19 protein-coding genes and 2 other annotated features are annotated in these 21,742 nt (G+C 46.6%); of the genes, 17 read left to right on the forward strand and 2 right to left on the reverse strand.

The features are described from left to right. The first annotated feature begins 18 nt into the window (after positions 1-18). Together ACI31H_RS04810 and ACI31H_RS04815 are read left to right on the forward strand one after the other, a co-directional pair. Positions 19-351: an NAD(P) transhydrogenase subunit alpha gene (locus ACI31H_RS04810; protein WP_439770861.1), complete on the forward strand. Its 333-nt coding sequence runs from the start codon at positions 19-21 to the stop codon at positions 349-351. Continuing rightward, positions 351-1,766, forward strand: a complete 1,416-nt coding sequence (locus ACI31H_RS04815; RefSeq protein ID WP_439770862.1) for an NAD(P)(+) transhydrogenase (Re/Si-specific) subunit beta — start codon at positions 351-353, stop codon at positions 1,764-1,766. The genes ACI31H_RS04810 and ACI31H_RS04815 overlap by 1 nt, the downstream gene beginning before the upstream one ends. A 140-nt stretch (positions 1,767-1,906) precedes the next feature. On the opposite strand, the gene rpsD is transcribed toward ACI31H_RS04815, so the two are convergent. Next, positions 1,907-2,512: a 30S ribosomal protein S4 gene (gene rpsD, locus ACI31H_RS04820; protein ID WP_003715925.1), complete on the reverse strand. Its 606-nt coding sequence runs from the start codon at positions 2,510-2,512 to the stop codon at positions 1,907-1,909. Between the two features lie 195 nt (positions 2,513-2,707). Continuing rightward, positions 2,708-3,166 carry a GAF domain-containing protein gene (locus ACI31H_RS04825; protein ID WP_439770863.1) on the reverse strand — a complete coding sequence of 153 codons (459 nt, stop codon included), beginning with the start codon at positions 3,164-3,166 and terminating at the stop codon, positions 2,708-2,710. 123 nt (positions 3,167-3,289) lie between these two features. On the opposite strand from ACI31H_RS04825, the gene ezrA reads away from it, so the two are divergent. The 15 genes from ezrA to ACI31H_RS04900 all read left to right on the forward strand — a co-directional run. Beyond that, positions 3,290-4,984, forward strand: a complete 1,695-nt coding sequence (gene ezrA / locus ACI31H_RS04830; protein ID WP_439770864.1) for a septation ring formation regulator EzrA — start codon at positions 3,290-3,292, stop codon at positions 4,982-4,984. Between the two features lie 147 nt (positions 4,985-5,131). Then, positions 5,132-6,280: a cysteine desulfurase family protein gene (locus ACI31H_RS04835; protein WP_439770865.1), complete on the forward strand. Its 1,149-nt coding sequence runs from the start codon at positions 5,132-5,134 to the stop codon at positions 6,278-6,280. A 17-nt stretch (positions 6,281-6,297) separates the two neighbouring features. After that, the gene (gene thiI / locus ACI31H_RS04840) at positions 6,298-7,518 is read left to right on the forward strand and encodes a tRNA uracil 4-sulfurtransferase ThiI (RefSeq protein ID WP_439770866.1); all 1,221 of its coding nucleotides are present in this window, start codon (positions 6,298-6,300) and stop codon (positions 7,516-7,518) included. Positions 7,519-7,563: 45 nt separating this feature from the next. Further along, positions 7,564-7,780 (forward strand) — a binding site (T-box leader). Between the two features lie 82 nt (positions 7,781-7,862). Next, a complete protein-coding gene (locus ACI31H_RS04845) occupies positions 7,863-10,517 on the forward strand; it encodes a valine--tRNA ligase (protein ID WP_439770867.1) in 2,655 nt (884 codons plus the stop codon). 99 nt (positions 10,518-10,616) lie between these two features. Then, positions 10,617-11,933, forward strand: a complete 1,317-nt coding sequence (locus ACI31H_RS04850; RefSeq protein ID WP_439770868.1) for a bifunctional folylpolyglutamate synthase/dihydrofolate synthase — start codon at positions 10,617-10,619, stop codon at positions 11,931-11,933. 49 nt (positions 11,934-11,982) lie between these two features. Continuing rightward, positions 11,983-12,612: a JAB domain-containing protein gene (locus tag ACI31H_RS04855; RefSeq protein WP_439770869.1), complete on the forward strand. Its 630-nt coding sequence runs from the start codon at positions 11,983-11,985 to the stop codon at positions 12,610-12,612. Between the two features lie 147 nt (positions 12,613-12,759). Next, positions 12,760-13,764: a rod shape-determining protein gene (locus ACI31H_RS04860; RefSeq protein WP_439770870.1), complete on the forward strand. Its 1,005-nt coding sequence runs from the start codon at positions 12,760-12,762 to the stop codon at positions 13,762-13,764. A gap of 141 nt (positions 13,765-13,905) precedes the next feature. Beyond that, positions 13,906-14,763, forward strand: a complete 858-nt coding sequence (mreC, locus tag ACI31H_RS04865; protein WP_439770871.1) for a rod shape-determining protein MreC — start codon at positions 13,906-13,908, stop codon at positions 14,761-14,763. Between the two features lie 7 nt (positions 14,764-14,770). Next, a complete protein-coding gene (gene mreD / locus ACI31H_RS04870; RefSeq protein WP_439770872.1) occupies positions 14,771-15,307 on the forward strand; it encodes a rod shape-determining protein MreD in 537 nt (178 codons plus the stop codon). Positions 15,308-15,360: 53 nt separating this feature from the next. After that, positions 15,361-15,590, forward strand: a binding site (T-box leader). 186 nt (positions 15,591-15,776) lie between these two features. Continuing rightward, positions 15,777-16,424, forward strand: coding sequence for an amino acid ABC transporter permease (locus ACI31H_RS04875; protein ID WP_439770873.1), 648 nt, complete (start codon positions 15,777-15,779; stop codon positions 16,422-16,424). Between the two features lie 11 nt (positions 16,425-16,435). Continuing rightward, positions 16,436-17,113 carry an amino acid ABC transporter ATP-binding protein gene (locus ACI31H_RS04880; RefSeq protein ID WP_439770874.1) on the forward strand — a complete coding sequence of 226 codons (678 nt, stop codon included), beginning with the start codon at positions 16,436-16,438 and terminating at the stop codon, positions 17,111-17,113. 23 nt (positions 17,114-17,136) lie between these two features. Then, positions 17,137-17,985, forward strand: a complete 849-nt coding sequence (locus ACI31H_RS04885; protein ID WP_439770875.1) for an amino acid ABC transporter substrate-binding protein — start codon at positions 17,137-17,139, stop codon at positions 17,983-17,985. 201 nt (positions 17,986-18,186) lie between these two features. Further along, positions 18,187-19,434: an EF-P 5-aminopentanol modification-associated protein YfmF gene (gene yfmF / locus ACI31H_RS04890; RefSeq protein WP_439770876.1), complete on the forward strand. Its 1,248-nt coding sequence runs from the start codon at positions 18,187-18,189 to the stop codon at positions 19,432-19,434. A gap of 5 nt (positions 19,435-19,439) precedes the next feature. After that, complete coding sequence (yfmH, locus tag ACI31H_RS04895) at positions 19,440-20,738, forward strand: EF-P 5-aminopentanol modification-associated protein YfmH (protein WP_439770877.1); 1,299 nt, start codon at positions 19,440-19,442, stop codon at positions 20,736-20,738. Positions 20,739-20,824: 86 nt separating this feature from the next. Then, on the forward strand, positions 20,825-21,742 hold a 918-nt coding region (locus ACI31H_RS04900), incomplete at its 3' end, for a helix-turn-helix domain-containing protein (RefSeq protein ID WP_439770878.1).

Genomic DNA, 21,742 nt, shown 5'->3' on the forward strand with positions numbered 1-21,742 from the left:
TAGAAAGGGGAGAATAGTATGAGTCAGCAATTATATTCTAATTTGGCAATTTTCGTCTTAAGTCTCCTCGTTGGATTCGAAGTTATGAGTAAAATTCCAGCAACCCTACAAACGCCAATGATGTCAGGTGCCAACGCCATTCACGGGGTTGTTGTCGTCGGGGCCTTTGTTGTGGCGGCTGAAGCGAACACGATCGGCTTTTATATCTTAGCCTTCCTGTGTGCTTTCTTTGCCGCGGTTAATGTTGCCGGTGGTTACACCGTTACTGACCGGATGCTTGGTATGTTTGACCGTCCTAAGGGTGGTAAAGCACCGGCAAAGGATCAAAAACAGGATGGGGGTGAACAATAATGAATGCACTACAAACTTGTTCATCACTAATTTACCTGGTTTCGGCCTTTTGCTACGTCATTGGTGTTCACTTGATGCGGTCACCAAAGACGGCCCGGAAAGGTAATGGTCTCTCCTGTGTCGGGATGGCACTGGCCGTGATTATGATCATTATTACCATTATTGTTGACGGTAAGATCAACGCTGCTGGCTGGATTGCACTGGTTGCCGGCCTGGCAATCGGGATTTGCTACGGGGTCGTTAAGGCTCGTAAGGTTAAGATGACCGATGTTCCGCAACTGGTATCACTATTTAACGCCGTTGGTGGTGGTGCGGCCGCTACGATTGGTGTCTTTGATTACCTGCAAGTTACTAGTGGTACCCGCCTACAATTGATCCTATCAATTCCAGTTGTTTTGGACGTTATCATTGGTGGTACGACCTTCTCCGGTTCACTGATTGCCACCGGTAAGCTGGCTGGTCACGTTTCTGGTAAACCAATTACCTTCCCTGGCAGTCGGCTTTGCAACGGTTTAGCTATTATTGCCATGATCATTGGTGCTATCTGGATGATCGGTTACCCACAAAACTACTGGGCATTGGTTCTGGAATTGGTTGCGGCCTTGGTATTTGGTCTCTTAATGACCTTACCAATTGGTGGTGCCGATATGCCAGTGGTTGTTTCACTATTGAACGCCTTCACCGGTTTAGCCGTTGCCTTTGCCGGGTTCGTTATTGATAACCAAGTACTGATCATTGCCGGTGCTTTGGTTGGTGCCGCTGGTACAATTTTGACCCTGCAAATGGCTGAAGCGATGAACCGGTCCGTTGCCAACATCCTGGCTGGTGGCTTTGGTGGTGGTGCTAGTTCCACTGGCGCAACCGATGATGTTCCAGTTAACGTTAAGGAAACCTCTGCTGATGATATTGGTCTTCAACTGGCCTACGCCCACAATGTCATGATTGTTCCTGGTTATGGTCTGGCGGCTGCCCAGGCCCAACACGAAGTTGCTGAACTGGCTAAGTTGTTGACTGACCACGGGATCAACGTTAACTACGCTATTCACCCCGTTGCCGGGCGGATGCCTGGTCACATGAACGTCCTTCTGGCGGATGTTAATGTTCCTTATGAACAGATGAAGCAGATGGATGAGGCTAACCCAATGTTTGAAAATACCGATGTTTCACTGGTCATCGGTGCGAATGATGTTACGAACCCAATGGCGCGGAAGTCCGGCAATGCCATTTCTGGGATGCCGATTCTGGACGTTGATAAGTCTAAGTCCGTTGTCGTTATTAAGCGGTCCATGCACCCTGGTTACGCCGGGATTGCTAACCCACTGTTTAGCCTTGACCAGACTCACATGTTCTTCTCCGATGCCAAGAAGGGGCTGAAGGACATTATTGCTGCTACTAAGCAATACTTAGACGAATAATAGTGAGAAGTAATACTTAATATATAAATGCCCCAAAGGTTCGGTTATCGCGAATCTTTGGGGTGTTTACGTTGTCTAATATATCGAAAAAAAAGAGCCCGCTAAAAGCGGACTCTTTTTCGTTAAGTAACCAGTTAAGATTACTTGTTGTAGAATTCAACGATTAGGGCTTCGTCGATATCAGCATCCATGTCTTCACGGGCAGGGATCCGGTTCAACTTACCTTCCAGCTTGTCAGCGTCGAAGTCCACGTATGAAGGACGGGAAACAACGGCGTCAACAGCGTTCTTGATGATGTCCAGGTTCTTGGACTTTTCACGAACACCGATTACTTGGTTAACGTCAACTTCGTATGAAGGGATGTCAACGCGCTTACCATCAACAGTGATGTGACCGTGGTTAACCAATTGACGAGCTTGACGACGGGTAGTAGCCAAACCTAAACGGTAAACCATGTTGTCAAGACGACGTTCCAGCAAAGCCATGAAGTTAGCACCGTGGGTACCTTCCTTGATCTTGCCGGCACGAACGAAGAGGTTAGCGAATTGACGTTCAGTCATCCCGTACATGAAACGCAGCTTTTGCTTTTCACGAAGTTGCGTACCATATTCGGAAAGCTTACCATGACGGTCACGACCGTGATCACCAGGAGCGTATGGACGACGTGCTAATTCCTTACCAGTACCTGAAAGTGAAACACCAAGACGACGAGATACACGCCAACTTGGACCAGTGTAACGAGACATAAATAAATTCCTCCAATATATTTAGTTGGAGTAAAATAATCCGATGTGAGCTTGGCATTCGTGCAGGCTGATTTGAATTTTTCACCCTTGCAGCTGGGTTACTAAAAACACCATTTGGCACCAGTCTGTTGACGAGCTTGCCCCTCACTGCTGCATTATTTTACACAAAGAATAGAATACCATGACCAGTCGAGGTTAGTCAATGCTCTTGCTAATAATTTGTGCGGTCTCTTCCAATAGGTCAACAAGTTGGGAGTTAAAACGGTTTTTGACCGGGGCGTCGAGGTCGAAAACACCAAAGAGGTCGCCATCGGGGGTAATCATTGGAATAACCAGTTCTGATTGGGCGGCAGCGTCACAGGAAATGTAGCCGGGGAATTGACTGACGTCATCGACGACCATGGTTTGTTGCTTTTGTGCGGCCTGACCGCAAACACCATCGCCTAGCTTGATATGCATGCAGGCAACCTGTCCCTGAAAGGGCCCCAATTTTAGTTGCTTTTGTCGGCGATCATATAGGTAGAAACCGACCCAATTGAGCCGGTCAACCGTTTGATTAACCAGGGCACTAGCATTGGCAAAGTTGGCAATGGTGTTGGTCTCGTTAGCCAGCAGGCTAGTCAGTTGCTTATTAAGTAGGTCATAATTTGCCATAATTTAAACTCCTTTACTAATCGGCGCCGGCAAGTGCGGGCGACTATGTTATAATTTTACTCAGAAGCTTAAGACCGATCGTGGCGTCTTGTCAATCGGTTAAAAATTTAGGTGGGGTATTTAATGTTTCAGATTCTAATTGCAATTTTAATCATTGTTCTAATCCTTCTGTGTGGAATTGTGTGGTACCAACGGCGCGCAATTAAAGAAATTAACGAGTTGAAATCGGTTAGTGAGCAACTAACTCAACGTCAGCTGGCCGATCAACTGGCGGCTGCGGGGAAAATGCGGTTAGTTGGGGATGCCAAAGACCAACTGGCCGACTTGCAAAAAAAATATGAGCAGCAGTTGGCACCAGCTATTAAAAAGCTTCCGGAACGGGGCGATGAACTGCTGGCAACCGTAAAGACGAGTCAACTCCTAACGATTAATTCGGCGATTAGTGATTACCGGGCCTTGATTGGTGAGACCAGCGAGCGGGTTAGTCGTTTGCAAAAGTCGTTGCATGAGCTTCAACAGCAAGAACAAAAGCACCACCAGGCAGTTGACCAAATCAAGCAACAGTATCACCATTTCCGGACGGAGTTAACCGATAAAGAATTTGAATTCGGCGGGGCAGCCCCAGCATTACGGGACCGACTGACTGCACTAGAGAAACGCTATGCTAAGTTTGCTGACCTAACAGATAAAGGGGACCTAGAGGCGGCCCAAGAAATCTTGGCTGAGTTGCAAGAAGACAATGATCGCTTTGCTACTTTGTTAAAGGAGGTTCCTAAATTGTATAAACCGTTGGCCACCGAATTTCCTGACCAGCTGACCGAACTCCAGCATGGTTATCAGGTCCTTAGTGCCCAACATTACCGCTTTACTGAACCGGACCTGGATAAAAAGGTTGAACAGTTACAGGCTAAACTAAACGCGACGGTAAAGCAGTTTAATGATTTACAAGTAGACGTAGTGGCCCAGGCCAATAAGGATCTTTCGACCGAAATCGATAACCTTTACGGGGTAATGCAAAAGGAAATTGATGCTAAGCCAGAGGCCCAGCACTTACTAAAGGTAATGAGCAAGTTTATCCCCCACGCGCAAGGACAAAATACGGAATTGACGGCGGAACTGAAGCGGCTAAACCTAAGCTACACCTTCAATAATAATGAGATTGAGGCGGCGCGGCGACTGGGTGAGCAAATTAAGTCGATTGACAAGGACTATCAGCGGGATGAACAGGCCGTTGCTGACCATACCGCTATCTACAGCCAGATTGTTAGCACCGAAAAGACCAATCAAAAAGAATTAACGACGGTCGAAGAAAAGCAAAAGCAAATTAATGATGAGGTTGCCAAACTACAGACCGATGAACAGCGGGCCCGTAAAATGCTCCAGAAATATTCGGTGGATCTTCGGACCATTAAACGGCAGGTTGAACAACTAAACCTGCCGGGAGTTGAGCAGGATTACATCGACTACTTTATGGGGGTCAGTGCCGAAGTGGAAAAGCTCAGTGCAGAGTTGCATGAGTACAAGGTCAACATGGATGATGTTACCAAGCAGTTGATCATGGTCGAATCAGACATTGAAACACTGCAGGAGAAGACTAATGACCTTCGCGATAGTGCTGAGTTAACGGAACGGTTACTACAGTATGCTAATCGGTTCTCCGATAACGAGAAGGTTGAACAAGCAGCCGAAAAGGCCCGGCAATTGTTTGCCCAATACCAATATGCGAAGAGTTTGGAGCAGATTGGTACTGCCCTAGAAGAGGCCGAACCAGGATCATTCAAACGAATTGAAGATAGTTATTACAGTGAGCAACGTTAAATAATTATGATCGCGTTAAGATAAATCTCTTTGTCTTAACGCGATCTTTGTTATAATATGAAGTTGCTTTAAGAAAGTGTCGAACCACTACTGACCGGTTGTCACCGGTTGATGATTGTCAGATAAAACTGTCAGAGGAGCGAAAAAATGATCTATTTTGATAATAGTGCGACCACACAGGTTTCACCAGAAGTACTGGCAACGTATGATACCGTTAGTCAGAAAATCTGGGGAAACCCAAGCAGTCTGCACAATTTTGGTGAAGAGGCTTGGAACTTACTAGAACAGGCCCGGCAACAAATTGCCAAACTAATGGGTGTAAAACCTAGTGAGATTATCTTTACCAGTGGCGGTTCTGAAGGTGATAATTGGGTGATTAAAGGAACCGCGATGGCTAAGCGTCGTTTTGGTAAACACATTATTACGACGTCGGTTGAACACGCGGCCGTCCGAAACGCCCTTGCCCAGCTGGAAGACCTGGGGTTTGAGGTAACCTACCTACCAGTTGATGATGAGGGGCGGATTAATCCAGCTGATGTAAAGGCGGCGTTACGTTCGGATACCATTCTCGTTTCGATCATGGCTGTTAACAATGAAATTGGAACGGTTCAGCCAATTAAAGAGGTCGGGGAGATCTTAAAGGATTACCCGAACGTCCATTTCATGGTTGATGCAGTTCAGGCAATTGGTAAGGGCCTTGATGATTTAGTCTTTAGTGACCGGGTCGATTTTGCCACCTTTTCCGGGCATAAGTTCCACGCCCCACGGGGGACCGGGTTTGTCTATGTAAAGAGCGGTCGTAAGCTAGCACCACTGATTGCTGGTGGTGGTCAGGAACGGACACTGCGGAGCGGAACGGAAAATACTCCCGGTGACGTCGCGATGGCCCGGGCAATCCGCCTGGTCAAGGAAAAGGAAGCACAAACGGTTAAAAACGAGCAGGCAATTAAAGAAAAGATTTATGACCACTTGCAACAGTTTGACCACGTTAAGATTTTCTCTGGTCGGCAAACCGGCTTTGCACCGCACATCCTCTGCTTTGCCATTGTTGGTGTTCGCGGTGAAACAATTGTACACGCCTTTGAAGAACAAGGAATTTACATTTCGACCACCAGTGCTTGTTCATCGAAGAAGCACGCCGAAGCAGGGACGCTGGCAGCGATGAAGGTACCAGAAGAGGAAGCAACTAGTGCAGTTCGAATCAGTCTGGGTGATCAAAACACGCTGGCAGAGGCGGAACAATTTAACCAGGTCTTTGACAAGCTGTACGCGGGCTTTAAGAAGATTATCGATTAGCAAAAGGAGGAGCAAACTTGCAATACACTGAGATTATGGTGCGTTACGGGGAACTTTCCACTAAGGGACACAATAAAAAGTCTTTTATTGACCGTCTGGGTGATAATGTTCGCCACGCTCTCCATAAGTTTGACCAGGTTAAGGTGCACGCTCAACAAGATCGGCTCCACGTGGAATTAAACGGGGCCGATTACGATGAAGTGATGAAGCACCTGAAGGATGTTTTTGGTATTCAGAATTTTTCACCATCGATTAAGGTGGCCAAGGACTTTGCGGCGGTTGCTAAGGCGGCCGAAGAGATGGTCGCGGAACAAGTTGACCACCCGGTGACCTTTAAGATTGAAACCAAACGGTCTGATCACAAGTTCCCAATTGATACTTTTACCATGAACGACCGGCTCGGCGGTGATCTTTTAAAACGGTTCCCGGATAAGCTAAAAGTTGACGTTCATCATCCGGACTTAACCATCCGGGTAGAAATTCGCCTGAACGGGATTTACCTGTCTAGTGAAACGATTAAGGGTGCTGGTGGTCTACCGGTCGGTACGGCTGGTAAAGGAATGATGATGCTTTCCGGTGGAATTGATTCACCGGTGGCAGCGTACTTGGGGATGAAACGGGGCGTTTCAATGGAAATGGTCCACTTCTTCAGTCCGCCGTACACCAGTCCACAGGCGCTAGCCAAGGCTAAGCAGCTAACCGAAAAATTAGCCAAGTACAGCGGTAGCATCAAGTTTATCCAGGTACCATTTACCGAAATTCAGGAAACGGTGAAGGAAAAGGTACCGGAAGGCTACTTAATGACGGTACAACGGCGGATGATGCTCCGGCTTGCCACGGCCCTGATGGAAAAACGGCATGGCTTGGCGATCTTTAACGGCGAATCGCTCGGTCAAGTGGCTTCCCAGACGATGGAAAGTATGATGGCGATCGAAGATGTTACCAATTACCCCGTCTTACGGCCGGTTCTTTCTTATGATAAGACGGAGATCATTAAGATTGCGGAGGACATTGATACTTACAATCTGTCAATCCTGCCATATGAAGATTGTTGTACCGTCTTCACACCGCCGTCTCCAAAGACTAAACCAAGTGTTAAAAAGGCCCGCCAATATGAACAACGGTTAGATATTGATGGCCTGATCCAACGCTCACTCGATGGGGTTAAGATTACTAATATTCACCCTGGTGAAGACTTCTTGAACCAGAATGAAGACGTTTTTGCCGAATTATTGTAAAATCTGTGCTTGACGTTATGACTTTAATTAGCTATGATACAAGCATAATAAGCAATGACCGAAAGAGTAATAAATTAGCAGGCGTGCAGGGAGAGCCAGTAAGTGTGAAGGCTCCGTCACTAGTTTATGAATGTAGCTCGGGAGCTGACCGGCTGAACTAATAGTAGGTGGGTCCGGTTCATTACCGTTACCAAATGGACGAGTGGGGGGACCTTTTGGGGTGCCCCAAGTTAGGTGGTAACGCGAGCAAGTCGTCCTATCGAGATGATAGGACGACTTTTTTTATTCGTCGTGCTTACAAGGTTTAATGTTAATTGATTAAATTTGAAAGGAGCGATTGTACAATGGCAGCAAAAGAGATGTCAACAAAGTATGATCCAACAGCAGTTGAGGCCGGTCGCTACCAATGGTGGATTGACCAGGGACTCTTCAAACCAAGTGGTGATAAGAAAGCCCACCCGTATTCAATTGTGATTCCACCGCCGAACGTTACTGGTAAGTTACACTTGGGTCATGCCTGGGATACCACCTTACAAGACATTATCATTCGACAAAAGCGGATGCAGGGTTACGATGTTTTGTGGATTCCGGGAATGGACCATGCAGGAATTGCCACTCAGGCTAAGGTCGAAGCCCGGTTACGTAAGCAGGGAATTTCCCGTTACGACCTTGGTCGGGAAAAATTTGTCCAACAAGTTTGGGACTGGAAGGACGAATATGCTGACATTATCCACAAACAGTGGGCTAAGATGGGGATTTCCGTTGACTACGACCGGGAACGCTTCACCCTGGATGAAGGGTTAAACAAGGCGGTTCGTAAGGTCTTTGTTGACCTTTACAAGAAGGGCCTGATCTACCGGGGAACTTACATTATTAACTGGGACCCCCAAGCCCGGACCGCCCTTTCTGATATTGAAGTGGTCCACAAGGATGATAAGGGTGCCTTTTACCACGTTAAGTACCCATTTACCGACGGGACAACCTTCCATGGTAAGGACTACATTGAAATTGCAACGACCCGTCCAGAAACCATGTTTGGTGATGAAGCGGTCGCGGTTAACCCAGATGATGACCGGTACAAGGAACTGGTTGGTAAGAAGGTCAAGGTACCGCTGGTTAACCGGGAAATTGAAATCATTGCTGATAGTTACGTTACCCCTGACTTTGGAACGGGGATGGTAAAGATTACGCCGGCCCATGATCCAAACGACTTTAAGGTTGGTAAGCGTCACAACCTTCCTGAACTGAACACGATGAACGAAGATGCTTCGATGAACGAAAATGCCGGTAAGTATGAAGGCATGGACCGGTTCGAAGCCCGGAAGGCCATTGTCAAGGACCTGGAAGACCAGGGTTACATGCTAAAAGTGGTACCGATTGTTCACTCTGTCGGCCACTCTGAACGAACCGGGGTTCAAGTAGAGGCCCGGCTGTCCACCCAGTGGTTTGTTAAGATGAAGCCACTGGCCGAAATGGCCCTAAAGAACCAAAAGACTGCGGACCGGGTTAACTTCATCCCAGAACGGTTTGAACACACCTTTACCCAGTGGATGGAAAATATTCACGACTGGGTTATTTCCCGGCAACTTTGGTGGGGACACCGGATTCCGGCCTGGTATAACAAGCAAACCGGCGAAGTTTACGTCGGCATGGAAGCACCAAAAGATGCGGAAAACTGGGAACAAGACAGTGACGTCTTGGATACCTGGTTCTCAAGTGCCCTGTGGCCATTCTCAACGATGGGCTGGCCAGACACCGATTCTGCGGACTTCAAGCGCTACTTCCCAACCAATACCCTGGTAACGGGTTATGACATTATCTTCTTCTGGGTTTCCCGGATGATCTTCCAATCACTAGAATTCACTGGTAAGGCGCCATTTAGGAATGTCTTATTGCACGGTTTAATCCGTGATGAACAGGGCCGGAAGATGAGTAAGTCATTGGGGAATGGGATTGACCCAATGGATGTAATTAAGAAGTACGGGGTCGATGCCCTGCGGTGGTTCCTGATCACTGGTTCTACCCCTGGTCAAGACATTCGTTTCTCTTACACGAAGATGGATGCGGCCTGGAACTTCATTAACAAGATCTGGAATGCCAGCCGGTACGTTATTATGAACTTGGGCGACATGCCAGCACCAGTACTGCCTGCTAAGGATAAGTGGGACCTAGCTGATCGGTGGATCTTAAGCCGGTTGAACGCCACGATTAAGCAAGTTACCGAAATGTCTGAGAAGTTTGAATTTGGTGAAGTGGGCCGGGCCCTTTACAACTTCATTTGGAACGACTTCTGTGACTGGTACATCGAAATGACGAAGGAAAAGCTAAATAATGGTAGTGATGAGGAAAAGGCTAATACCAAGAATATCTTGGGTTACGTCCTTGATCAAACCTTGAAACTCCTTCACCCGATCATGCCGTTTGTGACGGAAAAGTTATGGCAGTCAATGCCGCACGAAGGCAAGTCCATCATGGTTGCCCAATACCCAACGGTTAAGGCCGACTTAGATGACGCTGCTGCAACTGAGCAAATGGATAGTCTGATTGCGATGATTAAGGCGGTTCGTAGTATCCGGAACGAGGCCAACGCACCAATGTCCAAACCGGTTGATATCCTGGTTAAGACTAAGGACGAACACCTGAAGGACATGTTAACGGCTAACCGGGACTACATTGACCGTTTCTGTCACCCGGCTGAATTACAGATTGGTGCCGATGTTGAAGCACCGAAGTTAGCAATGTCGAGTATCCTTGCCGGTGCCGAAGTCTTTATCCCGATGGCTGAACTGGTCGATTTGGCTGAAGAACGGGCGAAGATGGAAAAAGAAATTGCTAAGTTGCAAAAGGAAGTTGACCGTTCCAACAAGAAGCTGGGCAACCAGAAGTTTGTTGAAAATGCCCCTGAAAAGGTAGTTGCCGCTGAAAAACAAAAGGCGGTTGAATGGCAAGAAAAGCTAGCTGCTGCTAAGGACCGCTTAGCTTCACTGCAAAATGCCTAGTTGATGATAGTATAAAGAACAAAAAGTAGTGATATCACTGGTAGAAAAATCTGGGGGTGTCACTGCTTTTTTAGAATGGTTCTTCGGAGGAAAGGTTAAATGATTACGACTTATCAAGCGGCTTTAGAGTTTATTCACGGTCGGCCCCGCTTTAAAAAACGACCAACACTAGCACGGATGCGACGTCTGCTTGCTGAATTGGGTAACCCGCAGGAAGGCCTCCGCTATATTCACGTCACTGGAACGAATGGTAAAGGGTCAGTGGTAGCAATGATGCGGTCAATGTTATTAGCCAATGGACTGGATGTGGGGAGCTTTACCTCGCCGTTTATCACCCGTTTTAATGAGCGGATCGAATATAACGGTCACCAAATTAGTGATGACGACCTTGTCCGCCTCACTAACCGGGTTGCGGCAGTTGTTGCCAAGTTGGATCGGGAATTACCTGAAGGTGGACCGACCGAGTTTGAGATCGATACGGCAATCATGTTTTGCTACCTGGCTGAAAAGCGGCCTGATGTGGTCCTATTAGAAGTCGGCATTGGGGGACGATATGATTCAACCAACGTTATTATTCCGGAGGTAAGTGTTATTACAACCGTTGGCTGGGACCATATGAAGTACCTCGGGAATACGCTAGCCGCAATTGCACAGCAAAAGGCCGGAATTATTAAAAAAGGGCGACCAGTCGTCATTGGCCAATTACCAGCCAGTGCGCAGGAGGTCGTTCAACAAACGGCGACGAATCAACAGGCCCGGTTGTTAGAATTGGGAAGAGACTTTACCGTCACTAAGACTAGTGGTCATCAATTTAAGGCGACCATTAAGTACCAGGGCCTGGACCTCGCGAACTTTCGTTGTCAACTAAATTTAGGTGGTGACTACCAGGTGGAAAACGCGGCAGTAGCGTTAACTGCGGTTCAGTTATTCCTAAAGGGTTACCACCTACCAGTTGACCGGGCGGCCTTAGTAAAGGGGCTTTGTAATGTTCAGTGGCCTGGGCGGCTGGAGGAAGTTAACGCTTCGCCATTGGTACTTCTGGACGGGGCCCATAACTTGCCAGGAATACAGGCACTAGTGAAGACGATTCAGGATGATTTTGCCGACCGGGACGTGTACCTGCTGGTAGCCATTTTAGCTGACAAGCAGTATGAGTTAATGCTTGGGGAACTAGCTAGTTTAGGAAATGTTCATATTATGGTTACCCATTTTGCTGGCCCTAGTTCACAGCGGCCGAGTGCTGACCTTACCCAAGTAATTAAAGAACTAAAAAGTCGTTACCCAATTCAGGTTGCCGCCCAGTGGCAGCGCGGTTTTCAGACACTTGCTGGCCAGCTAAGTAGTGATGATGTGCTGATTGTGACTGGTTCGTTATATTTTATTTCAGAAGTTCGTCAATTATTTAGTGCCGATTAGTTTTTTTACCGTATTTATTGGTTAGTGCTAATAGATAGGAGAAAACAAAATGGCAGAACCAACAATTGAACAATACCTTGATTTACTGGTACGGAGTATTCCGGCCGCCACCATTGAGCGTAACCAAGAATTATTTTTAAAGTTTTTAGAGTGCTTTCCGACGCCTTTAAAGGCCAAGCAGATGAGCCGTGCCGAGCGGGAGACGGTAGCCCAGTGGGGACCGGAAATGAAACACTTTTTAGCCGGCATTGAGCTCGGCCAGTTAATCGCACGTAGCCATAGTGAAGTTTGTGGACACGCCTATTCCAGCTCGCTATTGGGGCAGCTGATGATCGACCATTTCCGTGACGAAGAACAGGAGTGCGTGGCGCTAGCCTATACGGATATTCATAACGATATCATTGATTTTCGCACGATTTTCCGGGGTGGCCAAAGTGAGTGTCAACTATACCCGGACCGAATTTTCGCGACGGCGCTTCGCCAGTCGGCCAGTGGATTAGTGATGATCCATAACCATCCGTCTGGAAACGTTCAACCATCAGCCGCTGATTTAGGCTTTGCTAAGCGGTTGGATCAGGGGAGCAAGGTCCTCGGTTTACAGTTACTAGACTTTTTAATTGTGGGGCAGGATCATTACTATAGTTGGCGAGAAGCACAGCAAAGTGACCGTGAAAAGTAAAGAAATGGTTAATTTGTTGTTGGGCCTGCTCCCTTTAACCGGTAATTAATGTATATTTAGGTTCGTATGTCGACCGTGGCTATGGTATAATATCCACGATATTGGATAAAATTAATTATTAGTTTTAAAACGAAGGGAAGAAGCAGATTGCTAGGAATCGGAACCAAAAATCTTGGAATCGATCTGGGGACCGCCAATACGATTGTCTACCTTGAAGGTAAGGGCATCGTCCTCCGTGAACCGTCAGTAGTTGCTCGGAATGCAAAGTCAAACGAAGTAATTTCTGTCGGTAGTGATGCACGGGATATGATCGGTCGGACACCAGAGAGTATTGTTGCAATTCGACCAATGAAGGATGGGGTCATCGCTGATTATGACACCACCGTTGCAATGATGAAGTATTACATCAACAAGGCCCTGGGTAACAGCAATGGTAAGCCATACGTAATGGTTTGTGTGCCAAGTGGTATTACTGAAGTTGAGAAGCGGGCGGTGATTGACGCTACCCGGGTAGCGGGTGCACGTGATGCCTACGTTATTGAAGAACCATTTGCCGCTGCAATTGGGGCGGGCCTGCCGGTCATGGACCCAACTGGTAGTATGGTTGTTGATATTGGTGGTGGGACCACTGATGTTGCAACGATTTCGCTGGGCGGAATTGTTTCGAGCCGATCGATTCGGATGGCTGGTGACAAGATGAACGATGCAATTGCTCAATACGTTCGTCAAAACATGAACCTCTTAATCGGTGAACGGACAGCTGAAAAGCTGAAGTGGGACGTTGGCTCTGCTTCGGTTGAGGCTGCTGAAGAGATGGGAACAACCGATGTTCGTGGTCGGGACCTGGTAACTGGTCTTCCAAAGACGATGGAGGTTTCTGCTAAGGATGTATCAACGGCCCTACAAGACGTGGTTGAAAATATTATCAACGCCATCAAGGGGACACTAGAAGAAACTTCACCGGAAATTGCGGCCGATGTAATCGACCATGGGATTGTACTGACCGGTGGTGGTGCCCTACTCAAGCACCTCCCAGACGTAATTGCTGATGCAACTAAGGTGCCAGTGTTTATTGCTAATGATCCACTGGATTGTGTTGCGATTGGGACCGGTGAATCCTTAAAGAGCATCGACGTAATGAAGAAGAAGTAATTTAGAGGAAAGATTAATTAGCTGCCAGTGTGCAGCAGAAGATATATCATTAGATTTGGCTAGTGATAGGTGGGGCTGGTCGCAAAACAAGCTGTTTTGTCAAGCCCCCTTTTATTATCTTGCCCACAATGGAGGAATATTATGCGTAAATTCTTTTCCAATCGCCGGTTGGTTATCATTGTGGTAATTCTGGTTGTCTGCTTTGGCTTGATGGCGGGATCGGTAACAATGCGGAATCGACGGAATACCCCACCGATTCTCCAGCAGTTTGGTAATGATATTGTTGGTTTTGCAGACAGTGCCGTGGCTTTGCCAGTGAACTGGTTGCAGACTAGTTTTAGTTCCGTTAATGATTTGCTCAATACCTATTCAGAAAACCGGGAACTAAAGCAGCAAGTTACGGAATTAGCACAAACGAAGGTCCGTGATCAAACACTTGCCCACGAAAACAAGCAGTTGAAACAAGAACTAAAGTTAGGAAAGTCAATGACTGACTATAATACCGTTTCAGCGGCCGTTTTGATGCGGACCCCGTCGTCTTGGCAACAGCAACTTGTAATCAACAAGGGTCAGTCCAGCGGTATTAAGAAAAATATGCCAGTAATGAGTGATGGTGGCCTTGTTGGTCGGGTGGTTGAAGTTAATAAGACGAATAGTAAGGTTGAGCTGTTAAGTGATACCAATGAAGCGTCCAGCCGGTTTGCCATCTCGATTGGTAATAGAGGAAATCAGGTTGTTAACGGAATTATTACCGGCTACAATGCCAACCAAAACGAGTTGGTAATGGGTCAGGTAAGCTCAAAAGCAAAGGTGAAGAAAGGTACGCGGGTCGTTACCAGCGGAATGGGAGGGGTTACTCCTAAAGGATTGTACGTTGGTAAAGTCGCCCGGGTCGGTAAGGACGATTATGGTCTTGCCCAAAAAGTTTATATTAAGCCCGCCACTAACTTTAACGATATTAATATTGTGACGGTGGCCGAGAGTACTGCACGGGAGTGATTAGCTTATGTATCGATTATCACGATTAAGGTATGTCTTTCCAATCGGTCTCTTTGTCAGCCTCTTTTTGGATGGTTCGTTAAGCCACGTTTGGGCGCCACTGTTTTTTCACTTTCCCTTTTCGATGGCTAGTGAATTAGTACTACTGTGGCTTGTCCTTTCGTATTTCTTTGAGAATGGCATCGAAATTCCCTTAATTCCCTTTGCAATTGCTGCTGGGGTAGTTGCTGACCTATACGGTTCAGGGATTTTAGGCCTTTACATGGTTTTATACCCGTGTATCGTTGCTTTAACCAGGTTGCTTGCCCACTACTTTAGTGAGACCTTTTTACCGGCCTTGATGATTTTCTTTGTTGATATTGTGGTATTTGCAACGGTTAATTACTTTGCCTACTACCTGGTTAGCGTTACTAATGTTGGCTTTGGCGATTACATCATCTACTCACTAGCGCCTACCCTGCTATTAAACCTGGTTTATTTCTTAATTTTATACTGGCCAGTTCGGCAACTGTTTGCTTGGGCAACGAGTGAAAAAACTGCTTAATTGTTCTTGACATTAAAAAATAATGAGTGTACTATTATAAACAATCAATAAAGCGAATGACAATGAACAGACTAGTAAGATGTTTTTAGTAGCAAAGAGAGTCTCGTTTGGTGGGAAGAGACCTGTTAAGACACCTGAATCACATCTGTGAGTTGACCTTTTGAAACCGAGTAGGAAGGTCCGGGGCCGCCCGTTACAGCACGGAGTTTATTTATGAACTCACTAAGGTCAGTTTTCGTGAGAGACTGACAAGATGAGGTGGAACCGCGGAAACGCCCTCGTAGCCAGTAAGGCTCGGGGGCGTTTTTTATTTTCACCGGTGGGCTAATAATGAACTTACCGAGGTAGTAGTTGTGAGACTGCTACAAACAGAGGTGGTACCACGATTGATTCGTCCTCTAGAACCGTTAGTAGCGGTTCTAGAGGACTTTTTTGTTTAATCCGTTCGCGAGAGAAGGAGGATACTTACATGTCTATGCACTATATTTCATCAATTTTACCTTCATTGTTCCAAGGGGCGTCACTAACTCTGCAAATCTTTTTTTGGACGTTAATTGGCTCCCTACCCCTGGGGATTCTCGTAAGTTTGGGATTAATTTCTAAGATTCGTCCTCTGAAATGGGTGCTCGAAATTTATGTTTGGCTGATGCGGGGGACGCCACTATTACTACAACTGATCTTTGTGTTCTATGGCCTACCGATTATTGGAATTGTCTTCCAGCGTTACGATGCCGCACTAGTAGCCTTTATTCTTAACTATGCGGCCTACTTCGCGGAAATCTTCCGTGGTGGTTTTCAGGCCATTGATGAGGGGCAGTTTGAAGCGGCCCGGGTTTTACGGTTAAGCTATTGGCAAACCCTTCGTAAGATTGTCATTCCCCAAGTCGTTAAGATCGTTATCCCATCGATCGGGAACGAAGTGGTTAACCTGGTAAAGGATTCATCCTTGGTTTACGTCATTGGTCTTGGCGACCTGTTACGGGCTGGTAATGTGGCAACTTCACGTGATGTTACCCTAGTTCCACTGCTGCTGGTTGGGTTGATTTACCTGATCCTGGTCGGCATCTGCACGTTGATTTTGCGGAAGGTTGAACAACGTTATTCATACTTTAAGTAGGAGGGATTAGAATGTTAGAAGTTAAGAACTTAACGAAGAGCTTTGGTAGTCGTGTAATTTTGGATGATGTTAACTTAACGGTTAAGGATGGCGAGATCTTAAGCATTGTAGGTCCCTCTGGTGCCGGTAAGACGACCCTATTGCGGTGCATTACCGGACTTGAAACAGCGGATAATGGGCAGTTTTTAATTGACGGTCAACCATTCGACCCCCAAGGGACTGCGGAGTCCGACCGGGTCATTGGGGTTGTCTTTCAAGAGTACAACCTCTTTCCCAACCTATCGGTAATGGAAAATATTAGCCTGGCACCAATTATGGTACTTAAGAAGGATAAGGCCACGGCAGAAAAGGAAGCAAAGCAGCTTTTAAATGAACTCGGCCTGAATGACAAGGGGAGCTTGTACCCTTACCAACTATCCGGTGGTCAAAAGCAACGGGTCGCAATCGCCCGGGCGTTAGCGATGAAGCCTAAGATTCTGTGTTATGATGAACCAACCTCGGCACTGGACCCAGCAATGCGTCAAGAAGTGGCCAAACTGATCCTCGACCTTAAAAAAGATGGAATGACCCAGTTGGTAGTTACCCACGATATTGATTTTGCCAATGAAATTGCGGACGATATTTTAAAGGTTAAGGCCTTGGACAAGGCGTTTAAACAAGTTGAAGACCTTGCTCAAAGTAACAACTAGGGCTAGTAGAGAGGAAGAGGCATATGAAGAAGGTTAAAGCAATCTGGCTAGTGCTACTTCTCATCGTACCCATGTTCTTACTGGGTGGATGTGAAAGTGTTACCACCCGGGCTAATACGCAGGATACTTGGTCACGAATTGAACGGCGTAAAAAGGTGATCATTGGTCTAGATGATAGTTTTGTACCAATGGGCTTTCGTCAAAAAAGTGGTCGGTTAGTCGGTTACGATGTCGACCTAGCCAAGGAAGTTTTTAAGCAATACGGAATTAAGGTTGATTTTCAAACAATTGACTGGTCAATGAAGGAAACCGAGTTGAAGAACGGGACAATCGACCTTTTGTGGAACGGTTATTCAATGAACCCGTCACGGAAAAAGAAGGTAGCCTTCAGTCGGCCCTACCTAGAAAATCGGCAGGTACTGGTTACCAAGAAGAGTAGTCACATTAATAACTTAAGCGGGATGGCTGGTAAGTCCTTAGGGGTTCAAAACGGTTCCACTGGACAATCGGTTTTGGATGCCCGGCCCAAACTTCTTAAGGATAAGTTGAAGGGAAAGGCCGCGGTACTTTACGATACCTTCCCGGATGCCTTTATTGACCTTAACGCTAACCGGATTCAGGGAATTTTGATGGATCAGGTGTATGCTGACTACTATGTCAATCACCAAAAGAATAAGAATTCCTACCGGGTATATAGCAGTAAAGAATTACCGGCGGAATACTTTGGAGTTGGGATGCGTAAGGGTGATAAAACCCTCCGCAGGAAGGTCAATCAAGGGCTAGGTCGCTTGCAAAGAAATGGTGAATTGCGGCGGCTAAATGAAAAGTGGTTTGGCTCTAACAGCAACTTCTTGGGCTCAGACCGCCAATAATTATTCTTTAATTTAATTAAATGCGAATGGCACCTAGTATTTGGTTATACCAAATGGTGGGTGCCATTGTGTGTCACCATCGATATGATTTTGACCGCTGTTACTAGCGGTTTTTACTTCATTGGATGGTTTGAAATCAGTAGATATTTAACGTATCATTAACCAGTATGCAACTGCGCTAAAAAAGGGAGAATGTTATTTATGCATTATCGTTTGGCCGATGGAGTCAATCTCGAGGTCATTTCAAGTAAAAAGTTTAAATTGAATCAAATCCTGATTAATTTTGCCACGCCACAAACGGTTAGTAATGCCACTTCACGACACCTGCTGGCAAACCTATTAGAGACCAGTACCCGAAATTATCCGACCCAAACGGCTTTGGCCGACCAACTGGCAAAGCTATATGGTGCTGATATCGGTGTGGGGGTGAGCCGGCTTGGCCAACTCCACTGTGTACGGCTAAAGGCGAGTTTCGTTAATGACCACTTTGCTCAAACTGATCTTTTCAGCCAGATGGTTACGATGGTTAAAGAGGTCCTTTTTAATCCGTTGGCGACTAACGGTCAATTTGATGCCGCAACCTTTAATCGCCAGGCCACGAATTTAAAAACCACCATTAAGGGCTATTATGATGAAAAACAGTTTTGGGCGGCCCGGCAGCTCCTGGACTTGTACTACCGAAAGGACGCAGTGATGCAGGTACCAAGTTTCGGTCGGGCCCGTGATATTGACCGTCTAACGCCCGCTAGTGTTTATCAAACCTACCAGGCAATGCTGGCAAATGATCGGGTTGACATTCTCTTTTTAGGGGATGTTGACGAGCAAGTTGTCCGGTCGGCCTTTGCCGATTTTCCACTTGCAGGTCGAATGACGGGCCCCTTGCCGATTCGTTATCAGCAACCGTTATACCGGCAGGTTCAGCGGCAGGTTAACTATCAGGCAGTGAGTCAGGCTAAGTTAAACCTCGCCTACCAACTACCGGTCTGTGAGCAAAAGGAACAATATTATACCGGCTTAGTATTTAATGACCTGTTTGGTGGTAGCCCATATTCACAGTTGTACCTCAATATTCGTGAACGGGCGAGTCTTGCTTACTATGCCTCCAGCCGCTTATTACCGTTTAATGGTTTAGTGACCGTGCAGGCCGGGATTAACTCCGCGGTCGCAACACGGGTCGAAAAAATGGTCGATGAACAACTGACGCTCCTTCAAACGGGCCGTTTTACGGCGGACCAATTAACGGAGGTTAAGCGGGGGTTGATTAACCAGTACCGCTCTGGCAATGACCTAGCTGGTAATATTTTAGGTCGCCGGTTAACTAACCGCTTATTAGGCTTCCCGGATCAAGACGGGGTTGCCTTAATCGATGCGGTTACTAAAGAGCAGGTTGTTCAAGTGGCGCGGTCGTTGACGAAGCAAGCAGTATTTTTATTAAGTGGTGAAAATTAAAATAAATGAAGAAGCAATTTTATCAAGAATTTAACCGGTCAGTTTATCGCGAAACCCTTGCTAATGGCCTGCAGGTGGAACTATTACCAATGGCTGGTTTTAACAAGACCTATGCGATGATGACCACTGATTTTGGCTCGGTCGATAACCACTTTGTTCCGTACCAGGAAACGGAACCCGTTCAGGTACCGGATGGGGTGGCCCACTTTCTTGAACATAAATTATTCGAGAAAAAAGACCATGACGCCTTTGACCTTTTCGGTGAACTAGGGGCCGACTCCAATGCATTTACGAGTTTTACCCAGACGAGCTACCTCTTTTCAACGACAAGCCGGCTGAAGGATAACCTGCAAATCCTACTCGACTTTGTTCAAGATCCTTATTTCACGGAGCAGTCAGTCCAAAAGGAGCAGGGAATCATTGGTCAAGAAATTCAGATGTATGATGATGATCCCAGTTGGCGGTTGTATCTCGGTATGTTGGGCAACTTATACCCGCATGACCCGATGCATATCGATATTGCCGGGACGGTCGATTCAATCAGTCACATTACGCCAGAAATCTTAATGACCTGTTACCGGACCTTCTACCAGCCTAGCAATATGAACCTGCTGGTGGTTGGTAAGCTCGATCCGGTTGCGGTAATGAGCTGGATCAAGGGAAACCAGGAGCAAAAGCAGTTTGGCCTCCAGGAAAAGCCCCACCGGCTCTTTACACTAAATGATCCCGCCGGACAGGATGTTATTCCTTTTCGGTCGTTAACCATGAACGTTAGCCGGCCCAAAGTGATGGTTGGCTTACGGGGAATTAAGCGATTTGACAGTGGTCAGGACCGCCTCCGTTATAAACTAGCAATTGACCTATTACTCGATATGTTGTTGGATGATACTTCTGATAACTACCTTCGTCTATACGACCAGGGAATAATCGATGACTCGTTTGGTTATAACCTTGATATGACCCGGTCCTTTTACTTTGCCTACTTCAGTACAAATACGGACCAGCAGGAACGGTTTGCCGACGAAGTAATGGCCATCTTAGAGAACGCCGACCAGGAGCTTGATCAGGCCGCAGATCGTTTTGTGGGTATTAAACGCGCTGAAATTGGCCGGTTGGTTGGTCTGTTAGATTCACCGGAGGCCATTGGCAATCGTTACGGCGGCGAACTCTTTGCGCGGGCGAACCTAATGGATGAAATCTTAACAATGCAGACAATTGAGCTTGCTGATCTTCATCAAGCTGCCCACGATTTTATTAATTCACAGGGGATGTCCGTTTATCAAATCGTCCCCCACCACCAGTAACTAAAAATTTTCTTAACTTTTACATCCGGGACAGCATGATATAATGTCCAAGGAGAACAATACTGATAGTAAATGGAGATAAGATAATGAGTGAAAACGACAGCGAACAACAAATTGAAATTGGTAAGAAGCTGCAAAAGGCTCGTCAAGCTAAGGGCTATACTTTAGACGACTTACAGCAGATTACCAAGATCCAAAAGCGGTACCTCATCGCAATTGAAGACGAAAAGTTTGATGAATTGCCGGGGGACTTCTATGTCCGGGCATTTATTAAGCAGTATGCAGACACCGTCGGACTAGATGGTAAGGAATTATTGCATGAATACGATGACGACCTTCCGGAGGCCAAGACGGCGGAGTACTCTGAACATATTTCGCAAGCGGTAGAAACGCGGGCTAGTCAACGAAAGACGGTTAGCAACGGTGTTAGCAAGGCCCGGCAATACATGCCGACCATTATTATTGCTTGTGTAATTGTGGTAGTATTGGCGGCTATTTGGATTACGGCAATTGCCCGTAGTCACCGTGACTCATCAACGCGAATTGACAACAGTTCCGTTTCTGTTTCTGGTGAAAGCAAGAAGAAGGCTTCCTCTTCTTCTGCCAAGAAGACGGTTAAAAAGACGACCGCAACGCCAATCAAGCTTCGCGAGACCAGCCGGACAACGACGAGTGTGGTTTACAATGCTGGTAAGCTAAAGAAGAGTGCTAAACTGGATATTCAAACTAGCGGTAGTTCCGTGGTTCGGGTTCAAGCGAATAACAATACCCTGTTTAGCCGAAACCTTGCAGCTAATGGCCGGGCTAGTGTGAATGTCAATAAGAACACTACTTCGCTGATTATTACGGTTACGAATCCTTCGGTAACCCGGATCAAGCTTGGTGGCAAGACAGTTAACTTTACTAATAGTGGCCGGAGTAACAACACACGGACCATCACGGTTAACTTTGGTAGTCAAACGGCTAGTTCATCCAGCAGTAGTTCACTGACTTCCCAACGGACC

The sequence above is a fragment of the Limosilactobacillus sp. genome, from assembly GCF_051873035.1.
Classification (GTDB): domain Bacteria; phylum Bacillota; class Bacilli; order Lactobacillales; family Lactobacillaceae; genus Limosilactobacillus.